This window comes from Flavobacterium sp. KY-23415, from assembly GCF_055384985.1.
Map to the genome: position 1 here is coordinate 177569 of NZ_AP044001.1, position 19729 is coordinate 197297.

The following is a 19729-nucleotide window of genomic DNA, read 5'->3' on the forward strand; positions in this document are numbered from 1 at the left end:
TAAAACCACTAACCTCTTCCAAATTCATCATAATACTCTTCGGCATTTTTCTCATAAATTAATAATAACTTAATATTATTTTTTTCTATTTCCGTCAGCTCCTCTTTTATATTAGTATGTACAGGAATATACCATTCATGTTTGTCGAAAAAAGCTCTCAATTGACGGTTTTTAAAGGAATATCCATGTTTTGCATAAATTGAATTTCTTAAAACATAAATATCTGCTTTAGATAAATTCTCCACATCATTTTTAGTCAATACAGTTGAAGAAGGATTCAAATTAAAAACTTTTTGTGTTGTTGCAAAATATTCTTCTTGAAGATAGTCTTCAACATCCCCATCATATTCTACTTGAACCATCTTAGATTTTTTCTTTTCCCAATCCACATATACATTGCTCAACTTATTATTCGGATTATAAAAAAATATCTTTTTGGTTAAATTATATTTTCTTTCTTGTGTTTCTACCTTTTTATAGGCCTTCCATTTTCCAGAAATAACACTGTCATTTTTTCCTATTCCAAAATTAAATTCACCATCATACTTATCATCTCCTGGTTCTTTCACTTCAAAAACATAACTCTCATCCACAAAATGTAACGAACCTGAAAATGGTCGATCATTACCTGCAACTACAGAATGACCTTCAACGAAATTACCTGTTATCTTATCTATGGATATAGTTATTTTATTACTCATATCATAAGCAATATGTTCTCCAGTGTATTTGTTCTTTTCATAATCATCTTCCAAAGGCTCAAACCACCCCACCCAATAACCCAACAAATCATCTGTAGTATTGACTTTTAAATTTTGATTAAAGGTTGATAAATCAATCTGAGAAATTGATTCGCCTTCTGCTGGGTTTTCAATTTCTGGAGCAACATCTTTAATTGCCTCTTTACAACTATAAAAACTAATCCCTAATAGTAACAAAAACAAATATTTCATATACATTCCCTTTTACTGTATTTACAAAAAAATGACAGACTTAAAAAAGCCTGTCATAAATTTAATCTTTTTTTATATTCTTATTAAACCTCACGATTAATATCCCAAGCCTCTAAGTATTCTGCCACTCTTTTCACAAAACTTCCTCCAAGCGCTCCATCTACGACTCTATGATCATAAGAATGAGACAAGAACATTTTTTGACGAATACCTATAAAATCTCCTTCTGGTGTTTCAATAACTGCAGGTACTTTTCTAATAGCACCCAAAGCCAAAATACCTACTTGTGGTTGATTGATAATTGGTGTTCCAAATACAGAACCAAAAGTACCAACATTGGTCACAGTGTATGTTCCACCTTGTGTGTCGTCTGGTTTTAATTTTCCATTTCTTGCTCTGTTTGCTAAATCGTTTACTGCTTTAGCCATTCCTACAAGATTTAACTGATCTGCGTTTTTAATTACAGGAACAATCAAGTTTCCATTTGGTAATGCAGCAGCCATTCCTAAATTAATATTTTTCTTTTTAATGATAAAATCACCATCTACAGAAATATTCATTCCAGGAAAATCTTTTAACGCCTTAGCTACAACTTCCATGAATATTGGGGTAAAGGTTAATTTTTCACCTTCTCTCTTTTCAAAAGAGTTTTTAATTTTTTCTCTCCATTTAACAATATTAGTAACATCTACTTCTATAAAGGATTGAACATGTGCAGATGTTTGAACAGATTCTACCATGTATTTAGAAATTAGCTTACGCATTCTGTCCATTTCTATAATTTCATCTCCTCCATTTACAGAAACAGGTGTTACTGGAGCTACAGTTTGGCTTTGAACCACGGGAGCTGTTTTTTGAACTGCTACAGGTGCAGGTGTTTCTACAACTGGTGCAGCTACGGCAACCGGCTGAGTACCTCTGTTCTCTATATATTTTAAAATATCTTCTTTATTGACTCTACCACCTTTACCAGAACCTTCTATGGTTTCTAATTCTTGCAAAGTAACACCTTCTTCTTTTGCAATATTTTTCACTAAAGGAGAGAAGAACTTATCCGAACCTGAATAATCTTCAGAAACAGCTACAACATCTTTAGCCACTTCAATAGTTTTTTCAATTTCAGCTACCGGAGTCGCAACTTCAACTTGTGTTGCAACTTCTCCTTCACCTTCTGTCTCAATTATGGCAATTGTTTGCCCTACTTGAACAACATCATCGGTATTAAAAAGAATTTCAACAAGTGTTCCTGCAACTTCAGAAGGCACTTCACTATCTACTTTATCCGTAGCAATTTCAAGTACTGCTTCATCCATTTCAATTTTATCGCCAACGTTTTTCAACCAATTGGTTACAGTTGCTTCTGCAACACTCTCACCCATTTTAGGTAACTTCAATTCAAATTTTGCCATATTATTAAACTATCGTTGTGTTTTTGTATTTGATTTGCAAAAATACTAATTTTTACATCTTTTTATAATGAATGTCGTAAATTATTTCAATTTTACAACTTCTCCTCTATCATTTGAATTATTGCTACCAATTATATAATTTGAATTGCTAAAATAATTCTTAAATGTTATTTTCTTTGATTTATTCTCAATCATAAATTTTATAATTTCCTTATATGAAAATGATTTTACATCAAAAATAATCTCAATATTTTTATTTTCATCTATTTTAAACCCTTCAAAACTAGTTATCAATCTTGTTGGTTTTGGCAAATTTAATAAAGTTTTCGTTTTAGAAAAAAAGATATATTCATCTATTGTTTTTATTTTATTTTTTTGTTGCTTTTTTTTGAAAAAGCTAAAGACAAAACTCCCTGTTTTCATCATTACATCAAAAACGACTGATCTTTTAAAATGCTTTGCATAAAAAAATTGCATTGCTTCTTGAAAACGCTTCATATAGGTTCCATCTCTAACAGTACTTTCTCCTTTATAATGAATGACGGTTGTCTCGTGAAAATAGAAATTTGTTTTTCCAAGCTTTTTTATCATATAACTCAAATCGATATCATCTGAATACATAAAACAATTCTCATCAAAACCACCTACTTCCAAATAGAGCTTTCTCTCCATAATCATAAAAGCACCTACTAAGATAGCAACTTCTCCAGATTCATTCTCATTAATATGTTGTGCATAATATTTATTAAACAAGCTTAAACCAGGAAAGACCTTATATAATCCGAAAATTTTTGTAAAGGCAACCCAAGGAGTAGGAACTCCTCTTTTACTTTCTGGCAAAAAATTACCAGTACCATCTATTAACTTACAACCAATAATTCCTGTGTGCAAAGCCCAATTTTCTGGATTCAGAATTTTAGTAAATGTATCTTCTGCTACAACAGTATCTGGATTTAAGATGCAAATATATTTCCCTTTTGCTTCTGCTACTGCAATATTATTCCCTTTGGGAAAACCTAAATTTGCTTTATTCTCTATCAACTTCACCGTAGGAAATTGACGTTTCATCATTTCACAACTATCGTCTTTAGAATCATTATCTACGACAATAATTTCTCCATCAATATCTTGAAGTGCTTTTTGAACACTTAAAACACATTGTTCTAGGAAATACCGGACATTATAATTGAGTATAATAACAGTTAGTTGCATGCTGCGAATATAGAAATTCTTACCCAGTTTTAAAAGAACAATAACTAATCCTAGAATTTAAATTATTCAAATTTTCTTAATATCTTTCGAAACATTAAACATGAATCAATTAGACATTAAAATCATCAAAAACAATCGTATGAAATTTTTTATTAGACTATTACTTCTTTTCATATCCTTAAACACATTTTCACAAGAAAACATTGCTTTAAATTATGACAAAAAAGAAGTATATATTACTATGAGAGATGGTATAAAACTCTTTACAGTTATCTATACTCCGAAAGACATATCAAAAGATAATAAATATCCATTTTTAATGCAACGAACATGTTACAGTGTTGCTCCATATGGTGAGAATAAGTTTCCAAAATCATTAGGACCAAATCAATTTTTATTAAATGATAAATACATTTTTGTTTATCAAGATGTTAGAGGTCGTTACATGAGTGAAGGAACATTTACCAATATGACTCCACAAGTGGAACACAAAAACAAAACAAATATTGACGAAAGTACAGACACATACGACACTATTGAATGGCTTATTAAGAATATTAAACACAACAATGGAAAAATAGGTCAATATGGAACTTCATACCCTGGTTTTTATACTGCAGTTGGAGCATTAGCTAATCATCCCGCTTTAGTTGCTTCTTCTCCACAAGCCCCAATATCGGATTTCTTTTTTGATGACTTCCACCATAATGGAGCTTTTATTATGGGCTATTTTAGAACATTTCCTGTTTTTGGAATACAAAAAGACAAGGCTACTGGAGAACATTGGTACATGAAAGATTTTATTACCCCAACTTCTGAAGATGGATCTGTATTTTATAATGAATTAGGAACTATTAAAGAAGCATCTGACAAATACTACAAAGACAATTTCTTTATGCAAGAAATTATAGAACATCCAAATTATGACAGTTTCTGGCAAAAAAGAAATTTATTACCTCACTTGAAAAACATTAATCATGCTGTAATGACTGTTGGTGGTTGGTTTGATGCAGAAGATTTAGCTGGGCCTTTAAACATTTACAAAGCAATAGAAAAAACAAGTCCAAAAGCAAAAAACACGATTGTAATGGGACCTTTTTCACATGGTGGTTGGAGTCGTGAAAAAGGAAAACATTTTCATAATGATATTTATTTTGGGGACAGCATTGCTACTTTTTATCAAAAGAACATTGAGTATAAATTCTTTACACATTATTTAAAAGGAGATGCTAAAACAGCAGTAGGTTTACCCGAAGCTTATATGTATGACACTGGTAAAAAGGAATGGAACGAGTTTGCTAATTGGCCACCAAAACAAGCAACAAAACGTAATTTTTATTTGAGTTCAAATGGAAAATTAGAATTAAATAAACCAGAAAAATCTGCTCACAGCGAATATTACAGTGACCCGAATAACCCTGTTCCAAGTAGTGTGAACTACTCAGATTATAACGGCTTTACTCCTAGAAATTACATGAGTGAAGACCAGCGTTTTGCTTTAAGCCGCCCAGACGTAGTAACTTTTACTACCGATTACTTAACAGATGATATTACTTTAGCTGGAGAAATTATGGCAAAGTTGAAAATTGCTTCTTCTTCTACAGATGCTGATTTTGTTGTTAAGTTAATTGATATTTATCCGCTAGACGAGCCAGAAAACAAAGACAAACCCGATGTAATTTATGCAAATTACCATCAAATGGTGCGTAGCGAAGTTATGCCTGCCCGCTTTAGAAATAGTTTTGAAAAACCAGAAGCATTAAATCCAAATGAAACTACAGAAGTTAACTTTAGATTACAAGATGTTTTACATACCTTCAAAAAAGGACACAAAATTCAAATTCAAATTCAAAGTACTTGGTATCCTATGATTGCTGTTAACCCACAGAAATTTTTAGAAAATAATTATTTAACTACTAAAGAAGATTATACTAAAGCTTTTATCAAAGTATTCAATGATAGTTTTATTGAAGTAGAAGTTTTGAAATAGAAAATGAAACTCAGTTTTTAAAATCCGAAATCAAATTCTTTACCTCAAAATAATAAACTACTTTTGCATTTTGAAATAATTAGGAGATTATTACATCCCCTAAAAGACAACTTACTTTTATGAATTACCTTTCAGTCGAAAATATATCTAAAGCCTACGGAGAACGCGTATTGTTTGACAACGTTTCTTTCGGAATTAACAAAGATCAAAAAATAGCTTTTATTGCTAAAAATGGTTCTGGAAAAACGACCATCATGAACATGATTACGGGTTCAGATGAGCCTGATACTGGGCAAATTGTACTTAGAAAAGGCATTAACATGGCTTTTTTATCTCAAAATAATAATTTACAAGACGAATTAACCATCGAAGAAAGCATTTTTGCTTCTGACAATGAAACGCTAAAAGTAATTGAAGCTTATGAAAAAGCATTAGAAAATCCTGAAGATGAAGAAGTATATCAGAGAGCTTTTGATGACATGGATCGTTTTAATGCATGGGATTTTGAAACACAATACAAACAAATTTTATCTAAATTAAAACTTGAAGATTTAAAACTAAAAGTTAAGAATCTTTCAGGTGGTCAAAAGAAACGTTTATCTTTAGCAATAATATTAATTAACCGTCCCGATTTATTAATTCTTGATGAGCCCACCAATCACTTAGATTTAGAGATGATTGAATGGTTAGAAGATTATTTTGCAAAAGAGAATATTACTTTGTTCATGGTAACGCACGACCGTTTCTTTTTAGAACGTGTTTGTAACGAAATTATAGAATTAGATAATAATAAAGTATATCAATACAAAGGAAATTATTCTTATTATCTAGAAAAAAAAGAAGAACGCATTGCTTCTGAAAACGCGAGTATAGACAAAGCACAAAACTTGTTTGTAAAAGAATTAGCTTGGATGCGTCGTCAACCAAAAGCTAGAACAACAAAATCAAAATCACGTCAAGACGATTTCTATAAAATTAAAGAAAAAGCAGAAAGTCGCAGAAAAGAAAATGTAATTGAGTTAGAAATCAACATGGAAAGAATGGGTAGTAAAATCATTGAGATGGTTAAAGTAACCAAGAAATTTCCAGAAAAAACAATTCTTGACGAATTCTCCTATTCTTTTCAACGTGGAGAGCGTATTGGAATCATTGGTAAAAACGGAACTGGAAAATCTACCTTTCTAAATATCTTAACACAAACCATGCCTCCAGATTCTGGAAAGGTAATTATTGGTGACACCATCAAAATTGGTTATTATACTCAGAGCGGTATTAACCCTAAACCAGGTCAAAAAGTAATCGATATTATTAAAGAATATGGCGAATATATTCCTTTAACAAAAGGAAGAATAATTTCAGCTTCTCAATTATTGGAACGTTTCTTATTTGATGCCAAAAAGCAATATGATTTTGTAGAAAAATTAAGTGGAGGAGAATTAAAACGTTTGTACCTCTGTACTGTTTTAATCCAAAATCCGAATTTCTTAATTCTCGATGAACCAACTAACGATCTAGATATTGTTACACTAAATGTATTAGAAAGTTTCTTGTTAGATTATCCAGGGTGTTTGTTAGTAGTTAGCCACGACAGGTATTTCATGGATAAAATTGTAGATCACTTATTTGTTTTTAGAGGTGAAGGAAAAGTAGAAGATTTTCCAGGTAATTATTCTGATTTTAGAATTTATGAAGATTCGGTTGAACCAAAAGAACTTAATAACGTTAGTACAGAAAAAGTAAACTGGAAAGAGAAAAATGCAACTGCAACTGGTTTGTCTTTCAACGAACAAAAGGAATTCAATAAAATTGAACGCGAAATAAAAGATTTAGAATTCGAAAAAGCAAAAATAGAACAAGAATTCGCAGACGGTAAAGTTGCTGACGACAAGATTGAAGCCAAAGCCAATGAATTACAAAAAGTTATTCAATCTTTAGAACAAAAAGAAGAGCGTTGGTTCGAATTATCTAGTAAAATGGAGTAATTAGTGACTGGTAATTAGTGATTAGCATAAAACTTACTAATTACTTTTCTCTAATAACTAATCACTAATTCTATGAATCATTTAATAAAATCATATTTAAAATTTTTACTAAATTCCAAAAACGAACATGGAGTTCATTCTCCTTTTATATATGATTTAGTTACCAAATGTTTTTATGATAAAACAAATTATTCTGAATATGCAATTCTAAACAAATACAGAAAATCACTTTTAACTAATAAAAGCACTATTGAAGTAACCGATTTTGGAGCTGGCTCAAGAGTATTTAAGTCTAATACTAGAGAAATTGCTAAAATTGCTAAAACAGCAGGAATTACTTCTAAAAATGCGGAAATGTTATTTAGAATAGTTAATTATTTTCAACCAAAAAACATCTTAGAAATCGGAACTTCTTTAGGACTAGCGACTTCTGCACTTGCTTTAGGTAATCCTAACTCCAAAATAACAACATTAGAAGGCTGCCCTAACACCTTAAACATTGCAAAAAAAAAGCTACAAAATTCAAGTGTTTACAAAAACAATATCAATTTTATAAATACGGAATTCACACAATATTTATCAGCTTACAACTCACAACCCACAAAGTACAACTTGATCTATTTCGATGGTAATCATTCTAAAAAAGCCACATTAGAGTATTTTGAATTACTATTACAAACTATTACAAACGAAACGGTTTGGATCTTTGACGATATTCATTGGTCGAAAGACATGGAAGAAGCATGGAAGACAATAAAAGAACATTCAAAAGTAAAAATCACTATTGACACTTTTCAATGGGGAATTGTTTTTTTTAGAAAAGAACAAGAGAAAGAACACTTCATAATAAACCCAAACAAAACTTTAAGTTCGTTCCTTTTTGAAAAAATAAGAATTTAATTGTAACAAAATCATTTCTTTTTCTACTTATGGTTAGTTAAGAATTTCGAAATACTGAATTCTAAATCATAAAATTGAAACTGAAATGGCACAACCAATTATCGAAATAAAAGGGATTAAAAGAGATTTTCCATTAGGAGACGAAATTATTCATGTTTTAAAAGGAATAGATTTAACCATTAATAAAGGAGAATATGTTGCCTTAATGGGACCATCGGGTTCGGGAAAATCTACTTTAATGAATCTTTTAGGCTGTTTAGATACTCCTACCTCTGGCACTTATGTTTTAAACGGAAAATTAGTGAGTACAATGCACGATGATGAATTAGCTGAAATTCGCAATAAAGAAATTGGTTTCGTGTTCCAGACCTTCAATTTAATGCCAAGAACTACTGCTTTAGACAATGTCGCTTTACCAATGGTTTATGCTGGCTACTCTAAATCTGAAAGAAACGAAAGAGCTACTCAAGTTCTAACTCAAGTAGGTCTTGCTGATAGAATGGATCACAAACCTAATCAATTATCTGGTGGGCAACGTCAACGTGTTGCAGTAGGAAGAGCTTTGGTAAACAAACCGGCTATTATCCTTGCCGATGAACCAACTGGAAACTTAGACAGTAAAACATCTGTAGAAATCATGGGACTTTTCAATGAAATCCACGCTAAAGGGAATACTGTAATTCTTGTAACACATGAAGAAGATATTGCAGCATACGCACACAGAGTTATCCGTCTTCGTGATGGTCTTATTGAGAGTGACACTTTAAACACTAAAATTCACGTTCATGAGTAGGGAATAATTCCTATTTCTATATTTAACACATTATGTACTAAGCATTATTGTTCAACCCTTAAATCAACTTCGCAATATTTGTTATAAATTCTAATTTCTGTAAAGTCTTTTCTAGCTTTAACAATTGGAGATTGTATATTGGAATAGTCAATTATTTCTTTATCTACCTCTACAATTCCTTTTTCGAAAGGTAAGCCTATAAGGTTAATTTCTATAAATTCATAGGGTGTGGTATATTTTCCTGATTTGAATTGTTGAATCACGATAGAGTCTTTATCTCCTATTAAATTGAAATTTCTAACACTATACCTTCCTTTTAAATAATCGTAACCGTCTTGTCCGTCTTCATAGACCATTGATGATTGTTTGCCTAGTTTATAATACAAATCCAGTTTTAGTTCGGTGATTTCTAGTTCCCCTACATATTGTTGAATTGGGTATTTTGGAATTATTGCACCTTCTTTCACAAAAATAGGCAGTGTGTCTATATCTGCATCTACCCATTTTTCTTCTCCTCCTTCTACTAATTCATTAGTGAAGTAATTATACCATTTTCCTTGTGGAAAATACATTCTTCTTCCTTTTGAATTTGGTTCTACTATTGGGCAAACTAAAATACTATCACCATAGATGAATTCGTCGTTTCTAAAATAGGTTTGTTGGTCTTCTTGATCATAGACTACTAACGATTTTATAATTGGTATTCCTTCTTCTATATATTTCCAAAAGGCCGTATATAAGTAGGGTAATAATTGATAACGTATTTCTATGAACTTCCTTACTATATCGGTGATGTTTGTACCAAAAGCATAAGGTTCTTGATCACCATGATCACCCGATGAATGTGTCCTACAAAACGGATGAAAAACTCCTAACTGAATCCATCTTGCATAGAGTTCTCCATTGGGTTGTTCTGCAAAACCACCAATATCTGATCCTGCAAATGAAAAACCAGATAAACTCATTCGTTGTACTTGTGCATTAGCAATTTGTAAATGTTCCCAAGTGGCTATATTATCTCCTGTCCAAGTTGAGGAATAACGTTGTGTTCCTGAATAGGCTGCTCTTGTTATCACAAAAGGCCTTTTAGGATAGGAAAATTTCTTCAATCCATGATAGGTTGCTCTTGCCATTTGCATTCCATAAATGTTGTGTGCTTTACGATGACTGCAATTTGATCCATCATAGTTATGACGCACATCGTCTGGGAATGATTTTCCTGGTACATCCATTACTGCGGGTTCATTCATGTCATTCCAAACGCCTTTTACGCCAATTTCTTCAATTAGCTCTTTAAACAAGCCTGCCCACCAATCTCTTACTTTTGGATTCGTAAAATCTGGGAAATAACATTCGCCTGGCCAAACTTTCCCTTTCACATAGGGACCATCTGCTCGTTTGCAAAAATATTTATTTTCTAGTCCTTCTTTAAAAACCCAATATTCTGGATCTATTTTTATTCCTGGATCTATAATTACAATTGTTTTGAATCCATCTGCTGCTAAATCGGACACCATTTGTTTTGGGTTTGGAAAATAATCTTTATTCCATGTAAAACATCTGAAGTCATCCATATAGTCGATATCTAAATAAATGGCATCGCAAGGTATTTTAAGTTCTCTAAATTTTTGAGTTACTTCTTTTACTTTTGCTTCTGGGTAATAACTCCATTTGCATTGATGATAGCCTAACGCCCATAATGGAGGTAAATGTTTTGGACGTCCTGTTAAATCGGTATAATTAGCAATTACGCTTTCCATTTCTGGACCATAGATAAAATAATAATTCATTTCACCTCCCATTGCCCAAAAACTAGTTACTCCTCTTCTTTCGTGGCAAAAATCGAAATAGGTTTTAAACGTATTATCGAAGAATATCCCATAGGCTTTTTTAGTGTGTAGTCCTATATAAAATGGGATTGCTTTATAAATTGGGTCTGTATCTTTTCCAAAAGCATAGGAATCGGTCACCCAATTTTCAAATCGTTTTCCTTTTAAATTGTTTTGACAGGGTTTGTCTCCTAAGCCATAAAAACTTTCACTTATCTGAGAATGTTTAGACATTTTTACTATATCTCCTCCAAGTTCGTAACTTTCTTCCCAATGAAACCCTAGTTCGTCTTGACAGATTAATGTTTTATCTATAGCATCATATAGTGTTGTTTTTAAATCTGTTTTTCCAATGACGCAAATTATTTTTGATGTGATTATTTCATAACTTTCGGTTGTTTCGTTAATTTCTAATAAATTATATCCTTTGCTTGCTTCATTAGAAATAGCATAGGAGAAATCTTTACTAAAAGAACCTACTGTTGTAAATCTAAATCGTAAAACACTATCTCTAATTACGGTAACTTGTAAGACTACGTTATTTGTTGTGTAGAAATAAATTTTATCTACATTTTTTTTAAAAGAAATAATTTTACTTGGAAATATGTTCCCTTTTTGTTCTAATTCTGTATTTAAAATCATGGTTAACTCTTTTAGATTTTATTATAACATACTCTAATTTAGCAGTTTATTTATATTTTATAATTGAAATCCCCATAGGAGGCAAAGAAATTATTACTGAAAATGTTTGTTTATGATATGGAATTGTTGTTGCATTCAATTCTTGACTGTTTATTACGCCACTTCCTCCATATTGCAAAGCATCGCTATTGAGAATCTCTTCTAATTTTCCGTTTTTTGGAATTCCTATCCTATATTCTGGTAATGTTCTTGTTGAAAAATTGCAAACCACAATTAATTGTTCTGTTTTAGATTTTCTAATATAGGAGATAACACTGTTTTCATTATCATCATAGCTTAGCCATTCAAAACCTTCACTTGCGAAAGAAATTTCATGAAGTGCCTTATTATTTTTATAAATTAAATTTAAATCTGATATGTATTTTTGAAAATTAATGTGTGGGTAAAATTCTAAGAGATTCCAATCTAAACTTGTTTGAAAATTCCATTCTTTGTACTGAGCTATTTCATTGCCCATAAACACTAGTTTTGTCCCTGGATGTGTGTACATATATCCAAACATCGCTCTTAAATTTGCAAATCGTTGCCATTCGTCTCCTGGCATTCTTCCTAAAATTGACTGCTTTCCGTGTACTACTTCATCATGAGAGAGTGGCAGCATGAAATTCTCTGTAAAAGCATAGGCTAAACTGAAAGTGATTTCGTTTTGATGGTATTTTCTATATATAGTATCTCTATTAAAATAATGCAATGTGTCGTGCATCCAACCCATCATCCATTTCATTCCAAAGCCTAAGCCTCCCATTGATGTGGGTTTTGAAACCATTGGAAAAGCTGTGGATTCTTCTGCTATGGTTTGCACATCTGGAAAATTGAGATATACTGTTTCGTTTAATTCTTTTATGAAACTAATAGCTTCAAGGTTTTCATTTCCTCCATATATATTAGGCTCCCACTCTCCTGCTTTTCTAGAATAATCTAAATAGATCATTGAAGCTACTGCATCTACTCGAAGTCCGTCGATATGATATTGATCTAACCAAAACAGTGCATTACTGATTAGAAATGCTCTCACTTCGTTTCGACCATAATTAAAAATTAAACTTTTCCAATCTGGGTGATACCCTTTTTTTAGGTCTGGATGTTCATAGAGACATGAGCCATCGAATTTTCCTAGTCCATGAGCATCTTCTGGAAAATGTGAGGGTACCCAATCTAAAATTACTCCAATATTGTTTTGATGAAACTTGTCTATTAAATATTTAAATTCTTCTGGGTATCCTAAACGAGATGTTGGTGCAAAATAGCCTGTTATTTGGTATCCCCAAGATGGATCATAAGGATATTCCATTATAGGCATGAGTTCTACATGTGTAAAGTTCATTTGCTTTACATATTGAACAAGTTCGTCTGCTAATTCAATATAGGACAACGTTCTATTTTCTTCTACTTTTCTTTTCCAAGAAGGTAAATGTACTTCATAGACAGAATAGGGTGCTTCTAAACTATTAGACAAATGACGCTTTTGTAACCATTGGTTATCTTTCCAATCATAATTATCTTCCCAAATTATAGAAGCTGTTTTTGGTGGGTGTTCACAACGTTTTGCAAAGGGATCTGCTTTTTCAATTGTTGTTTCTGTAACATTGGACACTATGTGGTATTTATAGAGATTTCCTTTTCCTATGTTTGGAATGAAGCCTTCCCAAATTCCAGATGAATCCCAACGTACATGAAGTTCATATCCTTCTGGATTCCAATAATTAAAATCGCCAATTACTGCAACACTTTTTGCTGATGGTGCCCAGACTGCAAAGTAGGTTCCTTTTTGATTATTGATTGTTACGCAATGTGCACCTAATTTTTCATAGAGTTTGAAATGCTTTCCTGCTTTGAATAATTGAATATCAAAATCTGTAAAAAAACTATGTGCGTGTACATTTTTCATTTTTATATTTTAAAATTCGAAGGAATTATTGCTCCTTTTTTCACAATCACTATTCCATCTCTTACTGTGTATGTATCTGTATCTGTATCTTCTAGATGTTCTCCTCCATCAATTCTAACATTGTCTCCTATTCTGCAATTTTTATCTAGTATTGCATTTTTAATATAACAATTTTTACCTATTCCCATATTAACAATATTCTCATCTAGTATTTCTTCTAATGGTTGATAAAAATCGCTCCCCATCATGTAGGTATTAATCACTGTTGTTCCGCTTTCTATTTTTGAACGTATTCCTATTACCGAGTATTCAATATGCTCTGCATTAATTATTCCTCCTGAAGCTACGACTGCTTTGTGCATGTGTGTTCCAGAAATTTTTGTGGTTGGCAACATTCTTGCATTGGTATATATTGTTTTTGCTTTGTTATACAAATCGAACTCTGGAAAATCATCGGCTAATCCTAGATTGGCTTTAAAGAAAGAGTCTATATTCCCTATATCTGTCCAATAGCCTTCAAACTGATAGCTTATTACTTTATGATTGTGTATGGATTGGGGAATTATTTCTTTTCCAAAATCTATTGTATCTGGATTATCCATTAGTTTTATTAATAATTCTCTATTGAAAATATAAATACCCATTGATGCAAGGTATTCTTTTCCTGTTGCTTTCATTTCTTGGCTAACAGGAGAGGTCCAATCGGGCAACAATTCTTTTGCTGGTTTTTCTATGAAAGAGGTTATTTGATTGCTTTGGTTCGTTTTTAATATTCCGAATGATGTGGCTTCTTTTGCCTCTACAGGGATTGTTGCTATTGATATTTCGGCATTATTTTCAATATGATTATCGAGCATTAATTGAAAATCCATTTGATAGAGTTGGTCTCCTGATAGAATTAAAAAATATTCGAAATCGTGTTTCAGAAAATGATGCATACTTTGTCTGACTGCATCTGCTGTTCCTTGAAACCATGTTTGATTCATGGGTGTTTGTTCTGCTGCTAAAACGTCGACAAAGGCTGAACTGAAGAAACTAAAATGATAGGTGTTTTTTATATGTCTATTTAGGGAAGCGGAGTTGAATTGTGTTAAAACAAATATTCTTTTAAAATTGGAATTGATGCAATTTGAGATTGGTATATCTACTAATCTATATTCTCCTGCAATGGGCACAGCTGGTTTTGATCTGTTTTTTGTTAATGGATACAATCGAGAACCTTGTCCTCCTCCTAGAATAATTGATAAAACGTTGTCTGAATACATAATTTAGTTTGTAAGCGATTTATATAGTTGTTTGTATTTGTTTGCTGATGTTGACCAATCGTGGTCTATTTTCATTATTTGTTTGTTTATTTTTCTATATTTTTTTGGGTCTTGGTATAATTGTATTGCTCTTTCTATTGCTTCTTTTAGTGTGGGTATCGTACATTCTTCTATGCAAATTCCAAAACCGTTTTCTTGAGTTAAATCTACTACTGTATCTTTCAATCCTCCTACTTTATTGACTATGGGTATTGTTCCGTATCGCAAGGAATACATTTGGTTTAGTCCGCAAGGTTCTACCCTTGAGGGCATTAATAGGAAGTCTGCTCCGGCATACATAAGATGGGCTAAGGGTTCGTTGTATCCTGACTCATAATGAAATTTCCCTTTATGTTTTTCATTTAATTCTTTTAGGTCATTTTCTATTGTTGTGTCTCCAGAACCTAATATCATAATGTTTGCACTCCATTCTTCTAGATATTTACTGAATAGGTTTGCAAATAAATCGCAGCCTTTATCGTGGACAAATCTTCCAATAAAGACGATTAATGGTTTTTCTTTATTGAGTGTGTACTTTGTGCACAATTGGTTTTTATTTGTTTTCTTTCCTGTTATTAGGTTTGTTATTTTATAGTTTTTAATTAGGTTTTTATCGGTTTCTGGGTTCCAAACTTCTGTATCTATTCCGTTTAGAATACCTGTACATTTTCCGCTTTCGTAAACTAATAATTTTTCTAATCCGTTGGCATGCTGTTGCAATTCTTTCATATATGTTGGAGAAACTGTTGTTATTTTCCAAGCGCTTTTTATTGCTGCTGCCATAGGATTGATTACTCCGTCCCAATCTAACATGCCTACTTTTTCAAAGTTAAAGGCTGGGATTAAATGAACAAGTTCGTGGGAAAACCATCCTTGATATTGGGCATTATGGATTGTAAAGACTGTTGGTATGTTTTTTAGATCCTGAAATTGATAGGATTGTGTCATCATGAATGGTATTAATCCTGTATGATGATCGTGAAGGTGTATTATTTCTGGTTTGTTTTCCCAAGTGATTAGCCATTGCAAAAAAGCGATTTGAAAGGCTAAAAAACGTAATGTATCTTCTGAAGAATAGACATATTCTTTGAATAGTAGTTCTGGAATGTCTATTGCAAAGACTTCGGGTTCTTGTTCTTTGCTTATTATATGAATCTTAAAGGTATATTCTATATTATTAAATAGTAAATTGTCTTGGAAGATTGTTTTTAATGTTTTTGTTTTTATTGAAGGCAAATTATAATAGGGTATTACTACTTTTACTTGTTCTCCATTTTTTTTTTGATACTTTGGTAGTGCGCTTACAACGTCTGCAAGTCCTCCTATTTTAGCAAAGGGGAAGCATTCTGCTGCTAGATGAATTATTGCCATTTTTTTTTGTTAAATTACAAATTTTAATGGTAAAATGTATTAAGAAAACGATAATAAAACCGTGTTTTTGGTATTAATAATGAGATTTTATAACGATTATTTATTAATTTTTTAAAATTGATTTTATTGTTTTTTCAGGTGTTTGTTTGAGTACTAAGGCTTGTGTGTAATCTGGCATTAACCAAAGGGAGCAATTACATTGCGTTGCTTCTGTAATTGCTCCTGTGGTTGAAGTGACAAACTAAATATACTTTTAGCTATCCTCTCTTTTATTATTTTATTTACTGTTTTGTTGTTGCTGTTGACTATTTCTTTGTTGTTTGCTGTTGTTTTGTTGTTGCAGTTAGCTGTTTCTTCGTTGCAACTTGCTGTTTCTTCGTTGCAGTTGGCTACTTCTTCGTTGCAGTCTGTTGTTTCTTGGTTGCAGCCTGTTGTTTCTTGGTTGCAGCCTGCTGTTTCTTGGTTGCAGCCTGCTGTTTCTTCGTTGCAGCTTGCTGTTTCTTCGTTGCAGCCTGTTGTTTCTTGGTTGCAGCCTGCTGTTTCTTCGTTGCAGCCTGTTGTTTCTTGGTTGCAGTTGGCTGTTTCTTTGTTGCAGTTAGCTGTTATTCTATGTTTTTGAATCGCAATTTATTAATTTGTTTGTATTCGCTACTGCTTGCTCCAAAGAGTGACTTTACGTAGTTTTTTACTAGTTGTGTTCTATCTACTAGTCCTGTTTCTGGGGTGTATAGTTTTTTGTTTCTCGCAATCATTGCGTTGCTATAGGGTGTATAGGTGTTTTTTACTGCTGAGTTTATGTTTTCTAGTGCTGTTTTGTAGCTGTTTAGTGTTGTTACTTGCAATGGTGTTTCGTTTGGGTTGTATTTTGGTTCTAGTGTGGCTAGTTCTATTAGTTTTTCGAGGTGGTCTATTTGGAGGTCGAAACTTTGTTGTGAGACTGATATTTTGTTTTTTGGTTCTTCTCCTTCTGGTGTTGTTTCTTTTTTTGTGTTGGCTCTTCTTCCGTGAATTTTACGGTTGATTGTTTCTGCGTTTTCTATTACTGTTGTTGATGCTCCTGAGCTTCGGATGGCTCCCATTACTTTTGTTGTTAATGGTTTTAGGGTTTTGAATAGTAGTTGTCGTTCTCCTTCTGCTTCTTTAAAGGATCTTTCGGTTGTTTTTACGAGTTTGAGTGCTTCTTTGCTTTCTGTGTGCAGTGTTGTTAGTGCTTGTAGTGTTAGTTCTGGGTTTGAGGGGTTGTATGCTGCCCCGTAGCCTGTGCAGAATGAAATCATTGTTTCTAGGTTGCTGATGTTTTTTGCGTGACCTACTTCTGATCTTGATGCCATAATTTATTTGTTTATTGTTTATATTTTTCAAATGTATTATTTTCTGACATAAACCTCTTACTTTTTAACTTTTTTTTAAACTTTTTCTTTCTTTTTTATGATTTTAGTTGTGATTTTGGTTTTTTTTTATTGGGTTTGATTGTGGATTGGTGTTTTTTTTGTTTGTTTTTTAAGCTCTCTGATTTTTAAGCTCTACGCTCTGTGGGAAACTCTACAAGGGAAGTTTTAACCACCCCGCCCTGCGGGCACCCCTCCAAAGGAGGGGAAGTGTTGGGGATATAGCGTGTGTTCTTTTTGCACGCAGATTTTGCGGATTTGCGCTGATCGTTTTTGATTTTATACTATTCAGCTTTTTAAACACTATTAGTTAATTATAAAGCAAAACAGATTAACCAAAAAAGGCTAATCTGTTTTGTTTTTTATGCTTTTTTTAATGACTTAACTTTAATAGAATAACTATAAATTTTCTTGGAATGTTAATTTGAATTAATCAATTTTAATAGCTCTGCTTCACTTGATAATCCTAATGAGCTAGAAATAATTTTATTGTTATTATCAATTAGAATTGTGTAAGGTATTACATTGTTAAATTTAAGCATCATTTGAAGTTTTTCATTTGGTTCTGTTTTAACACTTGCAATTAATTGTTTCCAAGGCATAGCTTCTTTTTTAATTGCTTCAATCCAAGAATTTTTATCGGCATCAGTTGAAATTGAAATAAATTCAACTTCATTATGTTTTTGTAGATAGATTTTCTTTAGCAATGGAATTTCAGCTCTACAAGGTCCACACCAACTTGCCCAAAAAATCAATAAATGCTTTTTATATTTTTTATCTAAAATTTTAGTTTTACTATTATGAATATCTTCTAATAAGGGAAGTTCTTTATCAACTATTTTTTTTCTCTGATTGTTATAAGAAAATAAATCCTTCCACCTATTAGTTTCTTTTATTTCTTTACTAAAAGATTGAAGTAACTCTTTTAATTCATCAATTGAAAAAGTATTCTTATTATTAGCAATTTTATAAAGTAAGTGATACGAAAATGGATATTCTAAAATTTTATTTTTGATTAATCTTATTTTGTTTTGATTAATTTTTTCGAACAATTCATCATCTACATTATATAAAGCTTCTGTTTGCTTACCTGTAATAATTTTTGGGACTGTTACAAATTTCAAATTATTTTGATTTAGAAGCTCTTTTGGTGTTACATCTTTAAATTCTCCAAAAATAGATATTGTAGCGTCTGACATAAAAATACTAGAATTAAAGTCAGAACCTCTATACTTTGTATTTGTTGGAAAATTTATTGCTCTTAGAACTTTGTTTGCATCCAAATGATCGATACCTAAATAAACGGGTTCATCTTCATTCTTTTTATTAACAAAAACTAAGCTAAATTTACCGTTTTTTGTTTTAACACTATCTACTATATTTGTTGCATCATTTTCATAAAGATATACAGTTCCATCAGGTAGATTTGGAATATTACCTTCAATTAACGTTTTATTTGTATTTTGATTACACCCAATAATTGAGAAAAAAAGAATAATTAATATAGAATTGATTTTCATGTAGAAAAATTTATTAAAATTTAAAGCCGTTTCACTAAAGTAAAAACGGCTTCAAATTTACAATTAAAAGAATTCATTTAAAAATTCATTTTTTAGTTACATCTTGAAACTCCACCATTTGAAGATATAGGAATATCTCCTAATCCTGTTTCACAATAACTCCTTGTTGTTGGTATTGAAAAATCATCCGTTATACGGATCATTTCAACTTTTACTGCACAAGTTCCTGTTCTTGTAATCCACTTACCATCAGAACCTTGAATAGCAATAGAGCAAGCTTTACCACCAGTAATATTTTTTAATTCTTCTCTTGATAATTTTTTAAAATTTCTCATATTAATTAATTATATCGTTACATAACAAATCTATAAAAAAATATTTTTTTTTTCATCTTTTTAATTGTATTTTTTTTTAGTAATTTTCTTGCTATAACAAAAGACACTACCCGATTTGATCGATTGAAAGGGAATTATTTTTTTAGTTCTCAA

15 protein-coding genes are annotated in these 19729 nt (G+C 31.6%); 5 read left to right on the forward strand and 10 right to left on the reverse strand.

Annotated elements, in window-relative coordinates; translation table 11 throughout:
- Nucleotides 1-8 precede the first annotated feature (8 nt).
- The 3 genes from ACZ49Z_RS00910 to ACZ49Z_RS00920 form a co-directional block, all read right to left on the reverse strand.
- Nucleotides 9-953: a YARHG domain-containing protein gene (locus tag ACZ49Z_RS00910; protein WP_464306324.1), complete on the reverse strand. Its 945-nt coding sequence runs from the start codon at nucleotides 951-953 to the stop codon at nucleotides 9-11.
- 83 nt (nucleotides 954-1036) lie between these two features.
- Nucleotides 1037-2362 carry a dihydrolipoamide acetyltransferase family protein gene (locus ACZ49Z_RS00915; RefSeq protein ID WP_464306325.1) on the reverse strand — a complete coding sequence of 442 codons (1326 nt, stop codon included), beginning with the start codon at nucleotides 2360-2362 and terminating at the stop codon, nucleotides 1037-1039.
- 81 nt (nucleotides 2363-2443) lie between these two features.
- The gene (locus ACZ49Z_RS00920; RefSeq protein WP_464306326.1) at nucleotides 2444-3574 is read right to left on the reverse strand and encodes a glycosyltransferase family 2 protein; all 1131 of its coding nucleotides are present in this window, start codon (nucleotides 3572-3574) and stop codon (nucleotides 2444-2446) included.
- 139 nt (nucleotides 3575-3713) lie between these two features.
- Between ACZ49Z_RS00920 and ACZ49Z_RS00925 the strand changes: the two genes are divergently transcribed.
- The 4 genes from ACZ49Z_RS00925 (at nucleotide 3714) to ACZ49Z_RS00940 (ending at nucleotide 9239) form a co-directional block, all read left to right on the forward strand.
- A complete protein-coding gene (locus ACZ49Z_RS00925; RefSeq protein WP_464306327.1) occupies nucleotides 3714-5564 on the forward strand; it encodes a CocE/NonD family hydrolase in 1851 nt (616 codons plus the stop codon).
- Between the two features lie 119 nt (nucleotides 5565-5683).
- On the forward strand, nucleotides 5684-7546 hold the full coding sequence (locus ACZ49Z_RS00930) for an ABC-F family ATP-binding cassette domain-containing protein (RefSeq protein WP_464306328.1): 1863 nt from the start codon (nucleotides 5684-5686) through the stop codon (nucleotides 7544-7546).
- A gap of 72 nt (nucleotides 7547-7618) precedes the next feature.
- The gene (locus ACZ49Z_RS00935) at nucleotides 7619-8446 is read left to right on the forward strand and encodes an O-methyltransferase (RefSeq protein WP_464306329.1); all 828 of its coding nucleotides are present in this window, start codon (nucleotides 7619-7621) and stop codon (nucleotides 8444-8446) included.
- Nucleotides 8447-8531: 85 nt separating this feature from the next.
- Nucleotides 8532-9239: an ABC transporter ATP-binding protein gene (locus ACZ49Z_RS00940; RefSeq protein WP_464306330.1), complete on the forward strand. Its 708-nt coding sequence runs from the start codon at nucleotides 8532-8534 to the stop codon at nucleotides 9237-9239.
- 44 nt (nucleotides 9240-9283) lie between these two features.
- Here the strand turns inward: ACZ49Z_RS00940 and ACZ49Z_RS00945 are convergent, their stop codons facing one another.
- Genes ACZ49Z_RS00945 through ACZ49Z_RS00960 form a run of 4 tightly spaced genes read right to left on the reverse strand, consistent with a single transcriptional unit; the run spans nucleotide 9284 to nucleotide 16333 of the window.
- A complete protein-coding gene (locus tag ACZ49Z_RS00945) occupies nucleotides 9284-11710 on the reverse strand; it encodes a glycoside hydrolase family 31 protein (protein ID WP_464306331.1) in 2427 nt (808 codons plus the stop codon).
- Between the two features lie 46 nt (nucleotides 11711-11756).
- Nucleotides 11757-13658 (reverse strand): 1,4-alpha-glucan branching protein GlgB, encoded by a 1902-nt coding sequence (gene glgB, locus ACZ49Z_RS00950; protein WP_464306332.1) that lies wholly within the window; start codon nucleotides 13656-13658, stop codon nucleotides 11757-11759.
- Between the two features lie 2 nt (nucleotides 13659-13660).
- Nucleotides 13661-14923 (reverse strand): glucose-1-phosphate adenylyltransferase, encoded by a 1263-nt coding sequence (locus tag ACZ49Z_RS00955; protein WP_464306333.1) that lies wholly within the window; start codon nucleotides 14921-14923, stop codon nucleotides 13661-13663.
- 3 nt (nucleotides 14924-14926) lie between these two features.
- On the reverse strand, nucleotides 14927-16333 hold the full coding sequence (locus ACZ49Z_RS00960) for a glycogen synthase (protein ID WP_464306334.1): 1407 nt from the start codon (nucleotides 16331-16333) through the stop codon (nucleotides 14927-14929).
- A 295-nt stretch (nucleotides 16334-16628) separates the two neighbouring features.
- On the opposite strand from ACZ49Z_RS00960, the gene ACZ49Z_RS00965 reads away from it, so the two are divergent.
- A complete protein-coding gene (locus ACZ49Z_RS00965) occupies nucleotides 16629-16952 on the forward strand; it encodes a hypothetical protein (RefSeq protein WP_464306335.1) in 324 nt (107 codons plus the stop codon).
- On the opposite strand, the gene ACZ49Z_RS00970 is transcribed toward ACZ49Z_RS00965, so the two are convergent.
- The 3 genes from ACZ49Z_RS00970 to ACZ49Z_RS00980 all read right to left on the reverse strand — a co-directional run bounded on the left by ACZ49Z_RS00970 (nucleotide 16936) and on the right by ACZ49Z_RS00980 (nucleotide 19576).
- A complete protein-coding gene (locus tag ACZ49Z_RS00970; protein ID WP_464306336.1) occupies nucleotides 16936-17664 on the reverse strand; it encodes a hypothetical protein in 729 nt (242 codons plus the stop codon). The genes ACZ49Z_RS00965 and ACZ49Z_RS00970 overlap by 17 nt on opposite strands.
- Before the next feature lie 476 nt (nucleotides 17665-18140).
- Nucleotides 18141-19241 (reverse strand): thioredoxin-like domain-containing protein, encoded by a 1101-nt coding sequence (locus ACZ49Z_RS00975; RefSeq protein WP_464306337.1) that lies wholly within the window; start codon nucleotides 19239-19241, stop codon nucleotides 18141-18143.
- Nucleotides 19242-19333: 92 nt separating this feature from the next.
- The gene (locus ACZ49Z_RS00980) at nucleotides 19334-19576 is read right to left on the reverse strand and encodes a bacteriocin-like protein (RefSeq protein ID WP_464306338.1); all 243 of its coding nucleotides are present in this window, start codon (nucleotides 19574-19576) and stop codon (nucleotides 19334-19336) included.
- Between the last annotated feature and the right edge of the window lie 153 nt (nucleotides 19577-19729).